Origin of the sequence: Wolbachia endosymbiont of Folsomia candida, from assembly GCF_001931755.2 — a bacterium.
Lineage (GTDB): Bacteria > Pseudomonadota > Alphaproteobacteria > Rickettsiales > Anaplasmataceae > Wolbachia.
The window spans coordinates 1174091-1191324 of sequence record NZ_CP015510.2 but is presented as its reverse complement, the minus strand read 5'-3'; the positions used below and the strand labels follow the sequence as shown (position 1 = coordinate 1191324).

Annotated in this window: 10 protein-coding genes; 4 read left to right on the top strand and 6 right to left on the bottom strand. The window is 33.6% G+C overall.

Going from position 1 to position 17234, the window contains the following annotated elements; translation table 11 throughout:
- Positions 1-34: 34 nt before the first annotated feature.
- The 4 genes from ASM33_RS05445 to ASM33_RS05430 are packed head-to-tail and all read right to left on the bottom strand — an operon-like array spanning position 35 to position 2514.
- The gene (locus ASM33_RS05445; protein WP_110410040.1) at positions 35-430 is read right to left on the bottom strand and encodes a helix-turn-helix domain-containing protein; all 396 of its coding nucleotides are present in this window, start codon (positions 428-430) and stop codon (positions 35-37) included.
- Positions 431-486: 56 nt separating this feature from the next.
- Positions 487-825, bottom strand: a complete 339-nt coding sequence (locus tag ASM33_RS05440) for a helix-turn-helix domain-containing protein (RefSeq protein ID WP_237342886.1) — start codon at positions 823-825, stop codon at positions 487-489.
- A gap of 14 nt (positions 826-839) precedes the next feature.
- On the bottom strand, positions 840-1814 hold the full coding sequence (locus ASM33_RS05435; RefSeq protein ID WP_157956385.1) for a hypothetical protein: 975 nt from the start codon (positions 1812-1814) through the stop codon (positions 840-842).
- Between the two features lie 25 nt (positions 1815-1839).
- Positions 1840-2514 carry a JAB domain-containing protein gene (locus ASM33_RS05430; RefSeq protein ID WP_110410042.1) on the bottom strand — a complete coding sequence of 225 codons (675 nt, stop codon included), beginning with the start codon at positions 2512-2514 and terminating at the stop codon, positions 1840-1842.
- A gap of 243 nt (positions 2515-2757) precedes the next feature.
- On the opposite strand from ASM33_RS05430, the gene ASM33_RS05425 reads away from it, so the two are divergent.
- A complete protein-coding gene (locus ASM33_RS05425; protein ID WP_110410043.1) occupies positions 2758-3696 on the top strand; it encodes an Rpn family recombination-promoting nuclease/putative transposase in 939 nt (312 codons plus the stop codon).
- A gap of 32 nt (positions 3697-3728) precedes the next feature.
- Here the strand turns inward: ASM33_RS05425 and ASM33_RS08835 are convergent, their stop codons facing one another.
- Positions 3729-3857, bottom strand: coding sequence for a hypothetical protein (locus tag ASM33_RS08835; RefSeq protein ID WP_257790992.1), 129 nt, complete (start codon positions 3855-3857; stop codon positions 3729-3731).
- A 36-nt stretch (positions 3858-3893) separates the two neighbouring features.
- Here ASM33_RS08835 and ASM33_RS05420 point away from each other — a divergent pair, with 36 nt between their 5' ends.
- Together ASM33_RS05420 and ASM33_RS05415 are read left to right on the top strand one after the other, a co-directional pair.
- The gene (locus ASM33_RS05420) at positions 3894-5369 is read left to right on the top strand and encodes an IS4 family transposase (RefSeq protein WP_157956338.1); all 1476 of its coding nucleotides are present in this window, start codon (positions 3894-3896) and stop codon (positions 5367-5369) included.
- 488 nt (positions 5370-5857) lie between these two features.
- On the top strand, positions 5858-6781 hold the full coding sequence (locus ASM33_RS05415; protein WP_110410044.1) for an Rpn family recombination-promoting nuclease/putative transposase: 924 nt from the start codon (positions 5858-5860) through the stop codon (positions 6779-6781).
- Positions 6782-6810: 29 nt separating this feature from the next.
- On the opposite strand, the gene ASM33_RS05410 is transcribed toward ASM33_RS05415, so the two are convergent.
- Positions 6811-7059 (bottom strand): hypothetical protein, encoded by a 249-nt coding sequence (locus ASM33_RS05410; RefSeq protein ID WP_110410045.1) that lies wholly within the window; start codon positions 7057-7059, stop codon positions 6811-6813.
- A gap of 732 nt (positions 7060-7791) precedes the next feature.
- Between ASM33_RS05410 and ASM33_RS05405 the strand changes: the two genes are divergently transcribed.
- Positions 7792-17193, top strand: coding sequence for an ankyrin repeat domain-containing protein (locus tag ASM33_RS05405; protein ID WP_112477227.1), 9402 nt, complete (start codon positions 7792-7794; stop codon positions 17191-17193).
- Positions 17194-17234 lie beyond the last annotated feature (41 nt).

The following is a 17234-nucleotide window of genomic DNA, read 5'->3' as shown; positions in this document are numbered from 1 at the left end:
CATAATTTACTTTGCCCTTTAAATTAGAAATTGTTTATTCATTCTGTTGCTCCATTGAAAGGATGTGTTTTATTAGCGAATAGATAAGTTTGCATGACACCTCATCTTTAATCTTTCTGTACTCTTTCATGAATTTTAACATTTCTTCACCATCTACGTTACTATTATCATAATCAAACGTCTTTTTTTCACAGTGTAACTCTGCTGCATTTTCAGAAATATTTGTTAAGAAATATGATATATCAACTGATAAAGCTTCTGCTAATTCGTATAATTTATCAATTGTAACGCGAGTCACCCCAGTCTCATATTTTTGTATTTGTTGAGGTGAAATGCCAGCCTTTTTCGCTAAGTCTGCTTGGCTTAAACCACAAATTAGTCTTCTCTCCCTTATTTTCTTTCCTATTTGTATGTCAATGGTTAAAGCCATAGTAGAAATGCTAAAGAGTAAAAATATTAAAGCAATTTCGATTTTTGTGCAAGTTACTACGAAAGCTGAGACAAGAACTTGGTTAATGAATAAACAAAATCACGTGACTTCTTACTTTTAATTTTGCTATATTCTTTCAATACATCTTCACTCTCTTCATCCCATGGATCTGTTGACTCTATATGTGTGTCAGTGAAGAAACTTAAAATATCAACTGATAAAGCTTCTGCCATCTCACATAGCCTACTGACCAAAACCTGGTTTGAGCCATTTTCATATCTCTGTATCTGCGTATATGAAACACCTACTTTTTCTCCAAGCTGAGTTTGGTTCAGTCCACGCATTAGCCTAAAGTGCTTTATTTTTCTTCCTAACTGTATACTAAGGCTTGACATATCAGTTTAATCATTTACTGTAACTGCTTTACCAATTTATCTCTTTCACCAGCTAAGTCAGTTACTTTGATATATTTTTCTTCTATTTCTCTCATCTCATCTTCCCGTCTCTCTAAACTGTCTTTGTCTGCTTTTCCATTTCCAAGTTCTAATTTTAATCTTCTAACCTTATACTCTAACTCTTCGAATTTTCTATATTTTCCCAGTAGATCTATCATAGTATTGATTTTTTCACGTAACTCTTCTTTTTCCGCACTCTCTGCTATTAAAGAAAGTAACAACAAATCTATTTGGTAGTTTATTTCACTTTGAGCCGTAAATAGCTTGATCAGATCAATTGTAGTTTTTTCACTAACTCTTGCTTCACAAAGAAAATGATAAAACATTAACTTTTTCTGAAGATAATTTTCCATGTCTTTTGTAAGATCCGGTTTTAACTCTTCATAAAACTTTCGCAATAATGTTTCTAGCTCTTTCAAGTATTTCAGGTCTATACTTCTGATATCATCAGTTCCTATATCCCTTATTTTGTCTTCTTTAGTGCATTTCCCATAAATTGATATTTTCAGTTCTATTGGACGTTCTAAACAAATACCTTCAGGAACAAGTATCATAAGCAGATGTCTTACTATTTCTACATCATTTGACTTTATTGCTTGATATAGTGCTTTCTCCCTATCTTCTCTCACATCATATAATTCTGAGGAGTCACCTGTACTGAATAGATAATTTACATTACCTTCAGGAGTATAAGTGACTATATTCACGTTTCGAAATGGATGGTCTGCATTAGACAATTCGATTGACTCTTTGCCTATTATTTCCTCTATCACAACTGCAGCTCTGCTTAACATTTTTACTTGGTTAACTTCTTGAGTATCTTTAATCGCCTCTTTAGCTCTAACCAGTATCTGCTGATAAAGATCTTGTTTTTCCTTATCATTTAGCCCTTGGCAGTACTGCTTTAGCTGCTCACCGGAATACAACAAACACTCCATTTCTTACCCCTTTATGCTAAAACAGTTTATTTTCTTTAAAGCTGAAATAACCTGTTTCTGTTACAATTACATGATCCACAAATTCTATCCCTAATTTCGTGCATGTCAAAACTAAATCTAACGTACTTGCTATATCTTCCTTTGTAGGTGTGAGATCTCCGTTGGGATGGTTGTGCGCGACTATAATTGATGTTGAACCAATAAATAATCCTCTCTCAATTATTTCCCTTATGTATATCGGTGTTCTGTCTGTAGTTCCAGAGTCTTGAACGTACTCATGAATTAAATGATAACTTTGGTTTAAGTACATTACCCGTAAGTGCTCTTTTCTTGATTGCCCTATTGTGAATTTCAAGTAATCCCTTAGTTTAACTTCATTATCAATAATGGGTAATTCTTTTAACTTACCTCTTAATATCCTGGCTAGGATTTCTTTGATGCAAAAAATTCTTGCAACCATTGAGTCTGTCATTTCCGAGTCTATACTTAGAAGCTGGTGATAATCAGAGTTTATTGCTCCTCCTATACCACCGAAGAAATGAATCAATTTTTCTGCAATAGCTATACTTTTTGCCAAACGATTTCCTGAACATATAGCTAATCCCAGTAGTTCATGATCCTCTATTCCATCTTTGCCTAATAATACTATTGTTTCTAGTTTTTCTCTTTCATTTTTTCTGTTATTATTCATAAAACTCCTATAATTAGTTACTAAACTTTTTTAATTATTTACTCTGCTTTTTTGGCAGTGGTGCACATAGAGCCATCAATTTTTCAGTAAGTCAAATCTTTTTTGAATATTTTTGATATTTTTTTATTAATAATAATAGTGAATATATTGATTTTTGATTTCTATTGGGGTTGGCAAATAAAAAAATTGAACTTTGATGATTAATAATGTATAATTACTAATGCTTTTTTAGGTACCTTGATCATGGCTATTTCTAAGTTTTTAGACCCAAAATGTGATCTAACGTTCAAACGAATCTTTGGTACTGAGAAAAATCAAAATATTCTTATCCACTTTCTAAATGATATTTTAGGGTTTACTGAGAAAAATGCAATACAAGAAGTAGAATTCCTCAGTACTATCATGGATCCTGAGATTGCTTCTGATAAACAAAGTATAGTTGATATTCTTTGCAAAGATTCTACTGGTAATAGATTCGTAATCGAGATGCAGGTCGCTAGAGATAAAGGCTTTGAAAAACGCGCCCAACTATATGCTGCTAAAGCTTATTCTAGACAGTCATGCAGTTATTTTGATTTACAAAAAGTTTACTTCATCGCCATTTCCAATTGTAATTTATTTCCCATGGATGTTCATTATATTTCCACTCATAATATACGTGATATCAAAACCAATGGACATTACTTAAAAGACTTTCAGTTTGTTTTCATTGAATTGCCTAAATTTCTTAAAAGCACAGTAGATCAACTAGAGAATACTATAGAACGTTGGTGCTATTTCTTTCGGTATGCAGAGGATACTACAGATGAAGACCTAAAAAAAATTGCAGAACAAGCACCAATTATAAAGCTCGCATATGATGAATTAGATAAGTTTCACTGGAATGAAAAAGATCTAGCAGCTTACGAAGAGAGAATTATGGATATACAGAAAGAAGCAGCTATTTGGGAACAAAGGCTTGATGATGCTACTGAAAAAGGTAAAAAAGAATGTAGAGAAGAAGGCATCCAAATCGGTGCAGAACGTGGCAGAGAAGAAGGCATCAAAATTGGTGCGGAGAAAGGGAAAATCGAAGTAGCAAAGGCAATGCTTGCTGATAGGGTTGATATCAATACTATTGCTAAATTCACTGACCTTACTCTTGATGAAATAAAACAACTACAAGAAGAAAAGACACTATAATCTTCTCCTATATTAGACAGAACTTCATAGTCTTACTCTATCTTTAAATCAAACCTCTCTTTATCATAATGAACTACATTACTACTACCTTGTAATGCTCCTGACTCTTTTTCTTTATACCCCTTTATCCACCGACCTAATACACTTACTTTTACCCACAAATATAAAAAAGCTAGTAAAATAGCAAATTCATATATTTGATAAAGGGTTTAAAAATGTACGGAGTAAATACAAATACGCAATATACTGATAGCTTAGGGGACAAATGGCTAGAAAGAGAGTTGAGACATGTTAATCTGGGAGATATAAGGCTTAATAAGAGGCTTATTACAACAAGTTATCTTATAGAGCGTAAGGCATCTGGATCAATTAATCAAAGTTGTGGTGGATGGAAAGAAGCTAAGGGCGCGTACAGGTTGTTTAGTAATGAAAAGCTTGAGGCCGAGAAAATTTATTCTTCTCATCATAAAGAAACAGCGGAAAGGATAAAAGGAAATAAGCTTATATTTTCAATCCAAGATACTAGTTATTTGGATTTTGACTCTCATATAAATACCAAAGGGCTAGGCAGTATTTCTAAAGCTTATACAAAGCATAAAAAGGGTTTGCTGCTGCATAGTGCCTTAATGGTCAGTAAAGAAGGATTACCTTTAGGTTTATCTTCTCAACAGTGCTGGGCGCGTCCCGCTAGAAAAGAAGAAACAGCAAAAGAAAAAGCAAATAGGAAATACCGTACTTCTATAGAGGAGAAAGAAAGTTATAAGTGGATAGCAGCACTAAAAGAAACCATAAATAACGTTTCCAAAGATGTACAACTTGTCACTCTTGGTGATAGGGAAGCAGATATCTTCAAATTTTTATGGATAGCTGAATCATTGGGTAGTTTTTATGTAATCCGTAACCGAGCTAATAGAAAATTTATCTGTACTGAAGAGGGAAAAACAGATTTGCAAACACGCATAGCTCAACTTCCGGTAAAAGAGAAAATCGTCTTGGAAGTTGCTAAAAACGGGCACCAGAAGTCAAGAAAAGCAAATATTGAAGTAAAATATATGAAAGGCTATATACCTATCAGAGCGCCTTACATTTATGGGTCAAAAGATACAGCACATAAAATAAGTGATAAAGTCGCTGTATATGTGGTAAGCGCAAAGGAAATGGATCCTCCTAAAGGAGTTGAAGCTATCGATTGGACTTTGTTAACTAATGTACCAGTTAATAGCACTTTAGATGCCATAGAAAGGATAAATTGGTATAAGCTACGATGGAAAATTGAAGAATACTTTAGAATTTTAAAATCAGGATGTAAAATAGAAAGCTCTCGTTTAACTACAAAGGAAAGGCTACAGAAATTAATTGCTATAAAGAGCATTATTACATTTAAAATTTTATATTTAACAAAAGTGGCTTTATCGCATCCTATGGAGGCTTGCACTAAGGTTCTAAGCAATGAAGAGTGGAAAGCTCTTTACATACGTGAGCATCAAGTGGCCACATTGCCCGAAGAACCTCCAAACATAAAACAAGCTATTATTTGGTTAGGAAAATTAGGTGGGTTTATGAATAGAAAAGGTGATAATTTACCAGGAAGTATGACTCTATGGCGAGGCTATGAAAATCTTAGAGAGAGCATGGTTATGCTTCACATAATAACTTCTCAAAGTTATGGGTAAAAGTAAGGATTACAGAGCGGATAATACAAGAAGATAAAAAACTACCACCCAAGCTTAAAATTGCGTTCTAACGTGATATAAAACGGTCCGTTTAAAAATAAATACACTTGAAGCTTGAGATTAGGCATGAATTTACTATTAATGAGGGTTATAACCAAATATGATCACCTATTATATCAACAAATGCCACTTTCTATTATAAATTTTTCCACTAAAATATATTGAATGCTATTTTTGAATTATTTATAATCAAAATGTGAGAAGTTAATGCGCTCGTTTTCTCGAGTGATAATAATCGATTGAGACGTTAGCTTCTCACACTACAGAAGGGTAAGCTAGAATGCTTGTTAAAAATGGAAGATTTGTGTAGCACTTGAAACTTAAAGTTAAGCCTAAATTTATTACTATAATGAGAGCTATAACAAAAACATTGAACATTAATCAAAAATGATATATAATTATTAATGGTTTTGCAGGTATCTTGAGTTATGGCTATTTCTAAATTTCTTGACCCTAGGAATGATCTATGCTTCAAGAAAATATTCGGCTCTGAGAAGAACAAAAATATTCTTATACACTTTTTAAACGATATCTTGGGCTTTTCTGGTAGCAGCGAAATAAAAAAAATCAAATTCCTCAGTACTATTATGGACCCTGAGATTGCCTCTGATAAACAAAGTATAGTTGATATTCTTTGTAAAGACTCTAGCGGTGCCAGATATGTAGTAGAGATGCAGGTTGCTAGAGACAAGGGCTTTGAAAAACGTGCTCAACTTTATGCTGCTAAAGCTTACTCAAAACAACTAGATAAATCTGATAACTACATTGATTTACAAAAAGTTTATTTCATAGCTATTTCCAATTGTAATTTATTTCCTAAAGAGATTGATTATATGTCCACACACAATATACGTGATATAAAAACTAATGGACATTACTTAAAAGATTTTCAATTTATTTTTATTGAGTTACCAAAATTTCCTAAAAGCGAAGTAGAACAACTAGAAAATATAATTGAGCGTTGGCTATTTTTCTTCAAATACGCAGAAGATACTACAGATGAAGATCTAAAAAAGATAGCAGAACAATCACCAATAATAAAGTTAGCATATGATGAATTAGATAGGTTTAACTGGAATAAAAAAGATCTAGCAGCTTATGAAGAAAGGATTTTGAGTGTACAGAAAGAGGCAGCTATTTGGGAACAACGGCTTGATGATGCTAGAGGTGAAGGCATCCAAATCGGTGAAAAACGTGGCAGAGAGGAAGGCAGAGAGGAAGGCAGAGAAGAAGGCAGAAAAGCGAGGGAAATTGAAGTGGCAAAGACAATGCTAGCCGAAAATATGGATATTGACACTGTTGCGAGATTAACTGGACTATCTGTTAATGAAATAAAAAAATTACAAGAGTAAAGCATTGTTTAGCGCGAGCATTGTATAAGCTAGTGGAGTTTCGTCCGTTCATATCTGCTCAACAGTTGTTTCACTAACCTTTGCCTTTCATCTACCAAATTAACTGGCTTAATATATTTTTCTTCGATCTCAAACATTTCCTTTTCCCGTTCTTTAATGCTGGCTTGTATTACTTCAGTCGAATATTTACTTTTGCCGCTTTCAAGTTCTGATTTTAGTCTTCTGATCTTATATTCCAACTCCTCAAATCTTTCATATTTTGTGAGAAGCTCAATCATTCTATTTATTTTAGAGAGTAGTTCTTCCTCTGTTATCTTTATAAAAATTCTAATAAAAAAATTATTCTAATTGCTCAAAAAGACGATGCTCTAGCCAATAAATTCGCATTTAAAGAAGATGGTTCGTCCTATGATAAATGTCAGGAAGAAGGTGACAAAAAAAATGGCTTTATTGACCTTGTTTCTGATTCACAAAAAGAGCTTCTAAAAAAAGGAAAAGTTATATTTCAAGGAGAAGAGGTAAGTTTAGGTACATTAATAGATCAAGAGTCAAAACATCTAATAGATGCAGAAGTATTATCTAAGCTTATTAACAGTGAAAAAATAGAGATAGGCAATAAACGACCAGATCTTAGTGACCTTGAGTCTATTTATTACGTTACATCTGAAGGGATGAAAAAAGATCAGTTCTTAGATGGTGTTCAAAATAATCCCTCTGACCTATTTATTATTAGCTGAACAACAAAAAATGAACTTTCCAAGTTAATTGCCGAGCTAAATATTCAGGGAGAAAATGCAATATGTGTATTAGGAGAAGATGACGCCAGTAAAGAAAATAAATTTATCATATTAACCGACAAAGATGAAGAAAAAAACCTAGAGGATTTTAAACAAATATGTAGTACTAATTCTAAAAGGACTGCCCATTTAATTGAAAAAAAAGGCAATGAACTAACTTGGAAGCGTTCTTATAATCCATCTTTTTATATACCTCGTAAACTCTATCATGTAGTGATAAAAGAAGCCTCTCTTAAACAGTATGTTGCAAACAAACCGGATAAAGAAGGAAAAAAAGATATTTTTACTATTGGTGGAATAAGGGATGAAAGTAAGTTTATAATCTCTAAAGATGAAGATCTTTCCATAGATGACAATTCTGATAAGAAAAACCATATAATTGTATTAAAGGGTGAAAGCGAAGAAAAAAGTTTTGAGGATTTGTGTAACAAAAATAAACTAAGCGATTATTACAATATTCATTGGCTTCAAAGCAAAAGAGATGGAGAGAATAATAAGCTAGTCTGGAAACGCTCTGAAGGTGAAGTAAATAAAATACATGACCTAAAGGATGAAAGCAGTAAATTTCCTATTGAAGCAAATGATTTCAATCAAATTACTGATACCGAGAAAGCTGTTGTTATTGCTGATGAACCAGGTATGGGTAAATCAACTACATTAGCACATTTGCTAAAACAGCCAGAAGAATTTGAGTGGATTATAAAACTTAATTTAATTAACTTGCAGAAGCAGCTAGAGAATTTTAGTAACATAGGTGATTTAGAAGGTATCATTAAAGGTTTTTTTTCTGGAGTTGATACAGGAATAGAAGAAGGACTAGCAGAAAAATTGTTGGAGCATCGAATAAATGGCCAAGGTAAAATTACTCTGCTGTTCGATGGCTTTGATGAAATTACGGATAAAAATCAGGAAACAGTTATTGAATTATTGAAATTCTTAAAAGACACTAAAGCGAAAATACAGATAACTACCAGGTTAAACGTGAAAGATAAGCTAGAAAAAGCTCTTTCTGTATTTTCCTATACTTTTCAACCATTCTCTAAAGATAATCAAGAGAAGTTTTTAAAGGAATTTTGGAAAACAAGTTTAAAACTTACGTTTGATGATAAGGTAATCGATGAAGCAGTAGGTAAGAACATTAATGAATTGTTTGAGCATTTTTATAAAAATATAGAAGATAAGAAATATGAATTCATGAGTATTCCACTATTAACAAGAATGTTTGCTGAGGTTTATCAGAAGACTGTTGAAGATTCTTGTAACCCTAATAGTCAAGCTGAATCTCAGTTATCGGAAGAAGTGAAAAAACTCTCTATACTAGATTTATATGAAAGATTTGTTGAAAGAAAGTATGATATTTATTTTAAAGAGAAAACGAGAATTGAAAATAATCCTGGTTACGTAAAAAGCAAGTTAACTAAAGCTTTAGATAAGGATCATCAACGCTTAGCTCTTCATAAATTATTTTCCGAATCTGAGCAGACGAAGATTCTTGCAGACGAACGTAAATTGCTTTCTCAGGAAGAAGAGAAAGACTTAAAATTGGTCGGAATCATTCAGTCTATAGATAGCAAAGGCGATTCTTATTTTATCCATAAGACTTTTGCTGAATATTTTGCTGCAGGCCTGCTTGCTGATATTGTAGGAAGACAGGAAAGTAATCCAAAGCGTCAGCTAGCATGTGACTTTTTGCGTGATAATATTTTTAAGAAAACAAATGAGGTAATACGCAATTTTTTTGATCGCATGTTGGCTAATGATAAGCATGATAAGAGTAAGTATGAAATACACACTGCTGTTTTAAATAATGAAAAAGGAAAAGTTGAAGAGTTATTAAGAAATAATCAAAATATTATCAATAGTTTTGATAAAGCAGGAAGAACACCACTTCATTTAGCTGCTGCTTATGGTTATTCAGATATTGTTCAGATTCTATTGAATAATGGTGCTGATGTTACTAAGGCTGATGGGACTTTTGGTTGGTATCCTTTTATCTATGCTGATAGAAGTTATCACATAGATACAGTCATATCGATTCTGAAAGCAAAAGATGCAAATGGTCGTTACAAATTTCAAGATTATATTGAGCATTTACCAATTCATGAGGAAATTGTATCTTTGCTTAATGGTCATTATGGAGGAAAACAAACATTATTACTCATTGCTGCTAAAGATGGTTATGTAAAATTCACTAAATTTTTAGTCGAACAAAGAGCAGATGTTAATGCTAAGGCTGGTAATCTTTTTACACCATTGATCTATGCAGCAAGGAATGGCAATTTAGAAATGGTTCAGGCTTTATTGAATGCAGGTGCCGATGTTAATGCTGCGGCTAATAATCGTTTTACACCATTGATCTATGCGGCAGAGGAGAACAACTTACAAATAGTTCAAGCTTTACTGGAGAAGGGTGCCAATGTTAATGATAAGGCTAATAATCGTTTTACACCATTAATCTATGCAGCAGAGAAGAACAACTTACAAATAGTTCAAACTTTACTGGAGAAGGATGCCAATGTTAATGATAAGGCTGATAATCGTTTTACGCCATTGATCTATGCAGCAAGGAATGGCAATTTAGAAATGGTTCAGGCTTTATTGAATGCAGGTGCCGATGTTAATGCTGCGGCTAATAATCGTTTTACACCATTGATCTATGCGGCAGAGGAGAACAACTTACAAATAGTTCAAGCTTTACTGGAGAAGGGTGCCAATGTTAATGATAAGGCTAATAATCGTTTTACACCATTAATCTATGCAGCAGAGAAGAACAACTTACAAATAGTTCAAACTTTACTGGAGAAGGATGCCAATGTTAATGATAAGGCTGATAATCGTTTTACGCCATTGATCTATGCAGCAAGGAATGGCAATTTAGAAATGGTTCAGGCTTTATTGAATGCAGGTGCCGATGTTAATTCTCAAGCTGAGAATCAATTTTCTCCATTGACCTATTGTGCACAAAGAGGACAGGGAAGAGATGATCGCAGCTATCTTTTTACTTCTATTAAAAACATTCTGGAGTTAACACAAAAACTATTTATCGTTATAAAAAACGTTAAGTTAAGTGAAAATCAGAAAATTACAGAGCTTAAAAGTTTTATAAATGAAGGGGCAATTATTCATGCTACTGATGGTGATGATCACTTAACTCCACTACATTATGCAGCACGGGATGGTCATAAGGAGGTTGTTGAAGCTCTAATAAAGCACATAAAAGACACAAGCCCTAATAAATTAAGTGAGTTTATTAATGTTAAGGATAAAGATGGAAAAACTCCCTTGGGCTTAGCTAGGAATTTGGAAATTCAAGAGCTCTTAAGAACAAGAGGTGCTAAAAAAGGAAAAAAACATTTTGTACAAGCTAACGAAAAACAACAAAAGTCATTTGTAAAGTTAAATAAATATATAAATAGTAACTTCCATAAAATCGAAGTAAAGGCAATAAAACAAGGACTATACTTACCATCACTTGAGAGTCGAAATGTTCAAATCAATGGTAAATGTGCAGCAATTACTCGAATATTTTCTCAAGGGTTGTTTCTAGAGCAACAAGGTGGGGCATTAGAAAAGTCACATGAATTATTCCTATCCAACCTACAAACCTCAGCCGAGCTATATGAACGTCTAGCGCAAGGTAAGCAGATATATACTAGAGAGGAAAAAGAGATCTTCGCTCTTAGCCGTTTACTGGATAGTGCTGAACAGGAATTAACCTCACCTACAAGTAGCTTACCTTCATCTTTAAGTCACATCAAAAGCTATAAAACACTTGATGATTTATCTCATTATGTAAGTGGATTAACAGATGATTTTGCTATTCACCTGGTTACTAGTAACCACGTAGTTGCTATTTACCGCACAGGAGATATTTACACCTACTTTGATAGCAACGTTGCTTTGGTATCTGATTTAAAAAGTGTTGATCAACTGATGAAAGTTGTAGAAAAAGGGGTAAAATATGCTGGCTATGAACTGGCTGAAGAAGGATTCTTAGTAGAACATTTCGATGTCACTAAAGCGAATAATGCATTAACACTTCAGCAGAAGGAAGTTTTAACTAAACCAATTCAAACAGAACGTCATCTTCTTTCTCTACAAGATCAAGAGCATGGCCCTGTTAGTGTAGATGGTAAAGAGGTGTCTCGAGTAACTTTATATAATATGGGAGCTAAATTACATTCAGAAGGTAGTGCTCCTGTACTTATTAATTCTGGAATGAGTAGCGAAGATTTGGTGCAGAATTTAAGTTCAGGTAAAATAAAGATCACAGCTCGTGAATATCTGCAAAAACTTAAAGGTAACTCAAAGGAATTCATTCAGGAAACGGTACAAACAACTTCTTCTCTTCCTTTTTCAGGATCAATTAATGAAGTTAAGAATGCTCAAACTATACAAGATTTAGTGCTTTCTGAGAATGGTCAAAGACTAAATTCTTATGAGCTCAATAAAATTCTGAGTGGTAGAGTAGAGCAGTCAATTAAAGCTCTTCCTTATTACATGGAAGTTGCAAATACTAAACACTGGCCAAATAGACTCACTAATGCAGCAGGCAGAATCAGTATGGCTAAAGGCTATTACGATATTGCTCACTCTATACGCTATGGAGATACTCAGGGCTTTTTACTTGGCGCTGGAGAAATTGGTTTTTCCCTGTTTTCACAGCTAATTGAAGATGGCGTGGTAAAAGTAGCACCACAAGTTATTAAACAGATGAAACATGGTATTTTCTTAACCAGAGGGTTTGCTGGCCTGATCTCAAGTCCATTTGATATTTATGATTTAGTCAGTTCATCAATTGATTTAGCAAATAGCAAAAAAGGCTCTAAAGAATGGAGAGATAGCATAGCAGGAGTTGCTTTTTCTGGTACATCAGTGGTCACAGGTGTTGCATTTACTGCTCTTGGAAAACCAGGTGCTGGCACTGTAGTTGGTCTTGGAATTCTTATTGGTCAAGGACTTTATAGTGGTACAAGTATGGTCATTGAGTATAAGAAGTACAAATTAACCACTAATCAAGAGTTTCGGCTATTTTGGCATACATTTGCTCTGCAACTACCACCTGAGGATGTACAATACCTTGCAGCAAGGAAAGATGTAGTAAATAAATTAGCTGAGCAAGCATGGGAATATCTGCAGAACAATACTCAGGTAGCTGCTTATGGTATGGGGCTTGGGGAAATTAGATTAGTTGATGAGAATACTACTCGTGTAAAGAGATTTATTCCTGGATCACTGAATCGGCAAGGTGTTTATGTTCCAAAGCGCAATGATTTTGGTGAAATGATGCAAGAAATTATGACAAAACCAAAAACAGTAGTAGTGGAACCAAGTAGTAGCTCTATTGGTATGTCCAGCCCAAGCAATAAAAGAAATGGTCGAAATTTATCACGTATTGTTCCAGTATCTCCTTCTTCTGAAGTAGAAATGCTTTGTCTTCCTCAGTTTACTCACCGTGATTACGAATATGACAACAGCTTCATTGGTAGAAAACCAGTGTACACTGTTCCTCATAGTGATTTTCTTGTCCCTCATTGGGATAGTGGGTATGGCGATAGCCCTGCATTGTACAGCAATTCTTCTACAGCTATTTATCATTGTCACAATGCTATAATAGTTGGCCGTAAGAATGATACTATAGAAAACCCAACTATGGTGTTTGATTTAAGTTTGGTAAATGGAAATGGTCTGATAGTAAGTAGCAGTAAGTATAATAATCAATTCAATATTGCCCAAGGTGGAGCAAAAATATATGGCAGCAATCATACCAGCAATGTCTTTACTTTAACCGATGATAATTTCTTTGGTAGGGTTTCCGGTGGCACAGCAAATGCAACTAATGTACTTGATGTGAGCCAGTTAAAAAGTAAAGGATTATCTTATGAAAATAATATCGTCACCACTCAAGAAGCACAAATGACTGCTGAAAATATTAATCGTTTTATTGGTAGAAAGGCAGAAGCAGAACATGTTGATTGTCAGAACATGAATAATAAAATAGTAATAGATAGTCGTGGTGGTAATAGTGGAAATAGCGATGTTGTAAGTAACTGCAGAAAGGTAATAGTTACAGGAAATACTAAGGTAGTAAGTAATGAATCTGACAATACTTTTTACATTAAACCAAGTGCTGGTCATGCTGAAATAAGGGGTGAAGGCAAAGGATTTGTAATATTTTCTGATACTGCATTATTACAAAGAGCTTCAAATATTAGTTATTCATCTACAAACAATACGTTATCAATTGAGATTCAAGATGGTACATTTATACTTGATGTTCAAAATTATTTAGATAAAGAAAATAATCATAATTATCTACTGATTGATAAGTATGGCAGTGTTATTGAACCTATCATTCAGTCAAATTCTACACACTTCAACTTAAAAGCAGAAACTAATTTAACAACTAGAGCTGAAGTTGCTCAGCGCTACCAAGAAATTTCTCAAGTTAATGGCAACTATACAGTCTATGGAGTAGTGAGGGACACAGCAGGAAACAATATGATCTTTGGCTCTGAAGGTAGTGATGTAATACCGCTAACTCAAAATGTCACTTTTGCTCAAGGTAATGAAGAAAGTGATGTTTATAGTCTGATTTCAGGTGAGAAAGCTAATGTTACAATCAACAACTACGATGAGAAAAAAGCTCTTGATATACTTTACTTACCTACAGATTCAATTGAAACCAATAGAGTTGAAGATGATTTGCATATAGCTACAGGCAACGTAACAGCAAACATCAAAGTAGAAAATTTCTTTAGAAATAGCAGTTATAGACACTTAACAATAATAGATAAAGACAAAAACACATTTTTACCATGGCCAAGTAAACAGTCTTATGTGCAGCTAGTACCTTTCTTCCATGCGACAAAAGGTCAGTACATGTTTTTATTATCGGCAGAAAAGGTGCAAAATAATCCAGAAGTTATAGTGGACGCTAAGCTAGATGACATAAGGTTTTATAGATATGGAAATGACCTCATGTTAATGGATGATCAACCGCTAATAGTTAAGGTAGAAAACTTCTATGGCAACCAATATGGAAACTTTACATTAAATTTTCGTAGTAAAGAAAAGCTAAGTTCTAAGCAGTTATCTGAATTAGCCAAAATTGCAATAAATTATCAAGATGAGATAAGAAGTAGCTATTATGACAGTTTTAGAGAATATAGGATGTCTACTTTTAACTCTACTATTTATCACAACCAAAAGTTTGTTAATGGTAGTTTAACTACAGTAGAGCCAGATGATAAACGAGTAGGAATATTGCTACTTAAAGACCCTTCTGATATTGAGGTATCAGCTGATAACAATGATCTTGTCTTTTTTGTTGCTCAAAGTAATGCCACGTTTGTCATAAAGAATTGGAACGACACAGATCATAGAGTTTCAATGTTGAGGTTTGGTCAGGAAGACAAAGCAATAGAAGTCAGAAAATTAGATAAATTTGATTTGTCACAAGTATCAGAGATTCAGGCTGTAATCAATAAAGCTGCAGTGAGTAATGCTTTGGATGAACAACTAGAAAAGTTAGACAATGAAGTAGTAAATGGCATAAAATATTTACTTGCAAGTAATGGAATAGTAAACGGTATTAATACTTATAATTGCCTAGGTTTTGACTCTGAAGAAGATCAACAAGAGTTTGTAGCTGCATATTCTACTCTTTATAACAAAGAAAAGTTAAAAGAAGTTTTACAAGATAGTCAGGTAGTAGAGGCGTTAAGATGGCTGATAGTAAAAGGCCACACTAATTTATCATTAAAAGATCCTGATAAAGAAAGGCAAGTATTATTGAAAGATCTTGATCAATGTTTTGGTGCAAAAGATAATTTTACGATAGAGAATTGGAACAGAAAGGATCATGTTTCTGTGCTGAAGTTTAACCAATCAATAGAGGTAGATTTATCAGAAGTATCAGAGGTTCAGCATTTAATAAGTAAATATGGTATAACCCAGCTAGAAGAATTAGGTGACGAAGAAGAGTTTAAATACTTACTTGTAGGTATGGACGTAAGAAATGGTATTGAAATTTATAATTGTTCAGCAGAAAAGAATACACAAAAGATTCTTAATCCTTATTACTATGAATGGATTAATTGGAATTTAATAAAAGATCTTATCGAGGAAAATAAATTTGATGTAAACAGAAAAGCAAATGATGGTAACACTATTCTACACGAAGCTGCATCTTCTGGTAATTTAGACATAGTAAAATATCTAGTAGATGAAAAGGGAGTTGATATAAACAGTAGAGCAAATGATGGTAGGACTCCTTTTCACCATGCTGCTTCTGCTGGAAGTTTAGATTTAGTAAAATATTTGGTAGATGAGAAAGGAGTTGATGTTAACATTAAAGACAATGATGGCAAAACTTCTCTTCACTATGCTGCTTATTCTGGCAATTTAGATCTAGTAAAATATCTGGTAGACGAGAATGGTGTAAATGTAAATACTAAAGACAATTATGGCAATACTCTTCTCCATGAAGCTGCATCTTCTGGTAATTTAGATCTAGTAAAATATCTTATAGATAAAGGAGCAGATGTTAATGCTGAAACTAAAGGTCACTGGACACCGCTACACAAAGCTGCTGAAAAAGGTAATGAAGAAATAGTTTTAGCTTTACTGAATAAAGGTGTTGACGTTAATGCAAAAACAATAGGAGGGTGGACAGCTCTTCATTGGGCAGTATCAAGTGGTAATAAAAAAACAATTTTAGCATTACTGAATAAGAGAGCTAACATTAATGCTAGAACTGATAGTGGTGAGACAGCTCTTCATATGGCAGAACAGCAAGGTAAAAGAGAAATTGTTGATCTATTAAATCATCGAAATACTACAGAACATCAACGCGGCCGTCGTGCTATTAAAGAGATTCCTATTACAGATGCATCAGATAATCTTGAACTTTTTGTTGCCCAAAATACTGTCATGGTTGAGGAGGAAGCTACAAGCAGTGCTACAAGAACATCTTCATTGATAAATGATTTATTCGGTTGGGTAAAAGGTTCTATAGGTGGGTTATTTAACTCTCGCACCATAGAATCAGAAAAAACATCCAGCTCTACAGCCAAGGACCTACCAAACATATCACAAGTAGATGTTGATGGTACAATACTGCTATTGGATGTGTTTATAAGAAAAATTACAGGTAAGAAGCCTATCTCTACAGAAGGTAAATCTATATCCTTATTTGAGGCACAGGGCCATGCGTTAAACATTACGGAAAAGTTTGAGCAAATATTAAATAAAACAGCTATTAAGTCAGGCATATCAGTAACGAATTTGAAGTTTAATCCAGTGCCTGTAAGTTCAGCTATAATTGGACAAATAAGAAATGGTAAATTTTCTGAAATATCAAAAAGCTTATACTCATCTGCAGAAAAAGCTTGTCCTGAGTTTAAACAAACTGGTAAATTTCTAAATTGTTTGGATGGTCATCTAAAAGAGGTCTTAGCTGAAAAAGAAGTTGAGTTGCTTGTAGGAAAACAAAAGCCAATAAATGTAGATGGATTACCTAAAGCTAAACCGGTACTTCAAGAAGATAAACCTAACACTTTCTTAAATGATGCATCAATAGCTAAAGGTATAGGTAATATTTTGGGGTTATGAAGGGCTTTAACCAAACGACTAGAAAGTATTTTCTTCCTGTA

What these genes read in the sequence shown, in the direction of transcription:
- ASM33_RS05410 (WP_110410045.1), bottom strand. Translation starts at nt 7,059, where the DNA reads ATGATTGAGCTTCTCACAAAATATGAAAGATTTGAGGAGTTGGAATAT.
- ASM33_RS05430 (WP_110410042.1), bottom strand. Translation starts at nt 2,514, where the DNA reads ATGAATAATAACAGAAAAAATGAAAGAGAAAAACTAGAAACAATAGTA.
- ASM33_RS05440 (WP_237342886.1), bottom strand. Translation starts at nt 825, where the DNA reads ATGTCAAGCCTTAGTATACAGTTAGGAAGAAAAATAAAGCACTTTAGG.
- ASM33_RS05445 (WP_110410040.1), bottom strand. Translation starts at nt 430, where the DNA reads ATGGCTTTAACCATTGACATACAAATAGGAAAGAAAATAAGGGAGAGA.
- ASM33_RS05425 (WP_110410043.1), top strand. Translation starts at nt 2,758, where the DNA reads ATGGCTATTTCTAAGTTTTTAGACCCAAAATGTGATCTAACGTTCAAA.
- ASM33_RS05415 (WP_110410044.1), top strand. Translation starts at nt 5,858, where the DNA reads ATGGCTATTTCTAAATTTCTTGACCCTAGGAATGATCTATGCTTCAAG.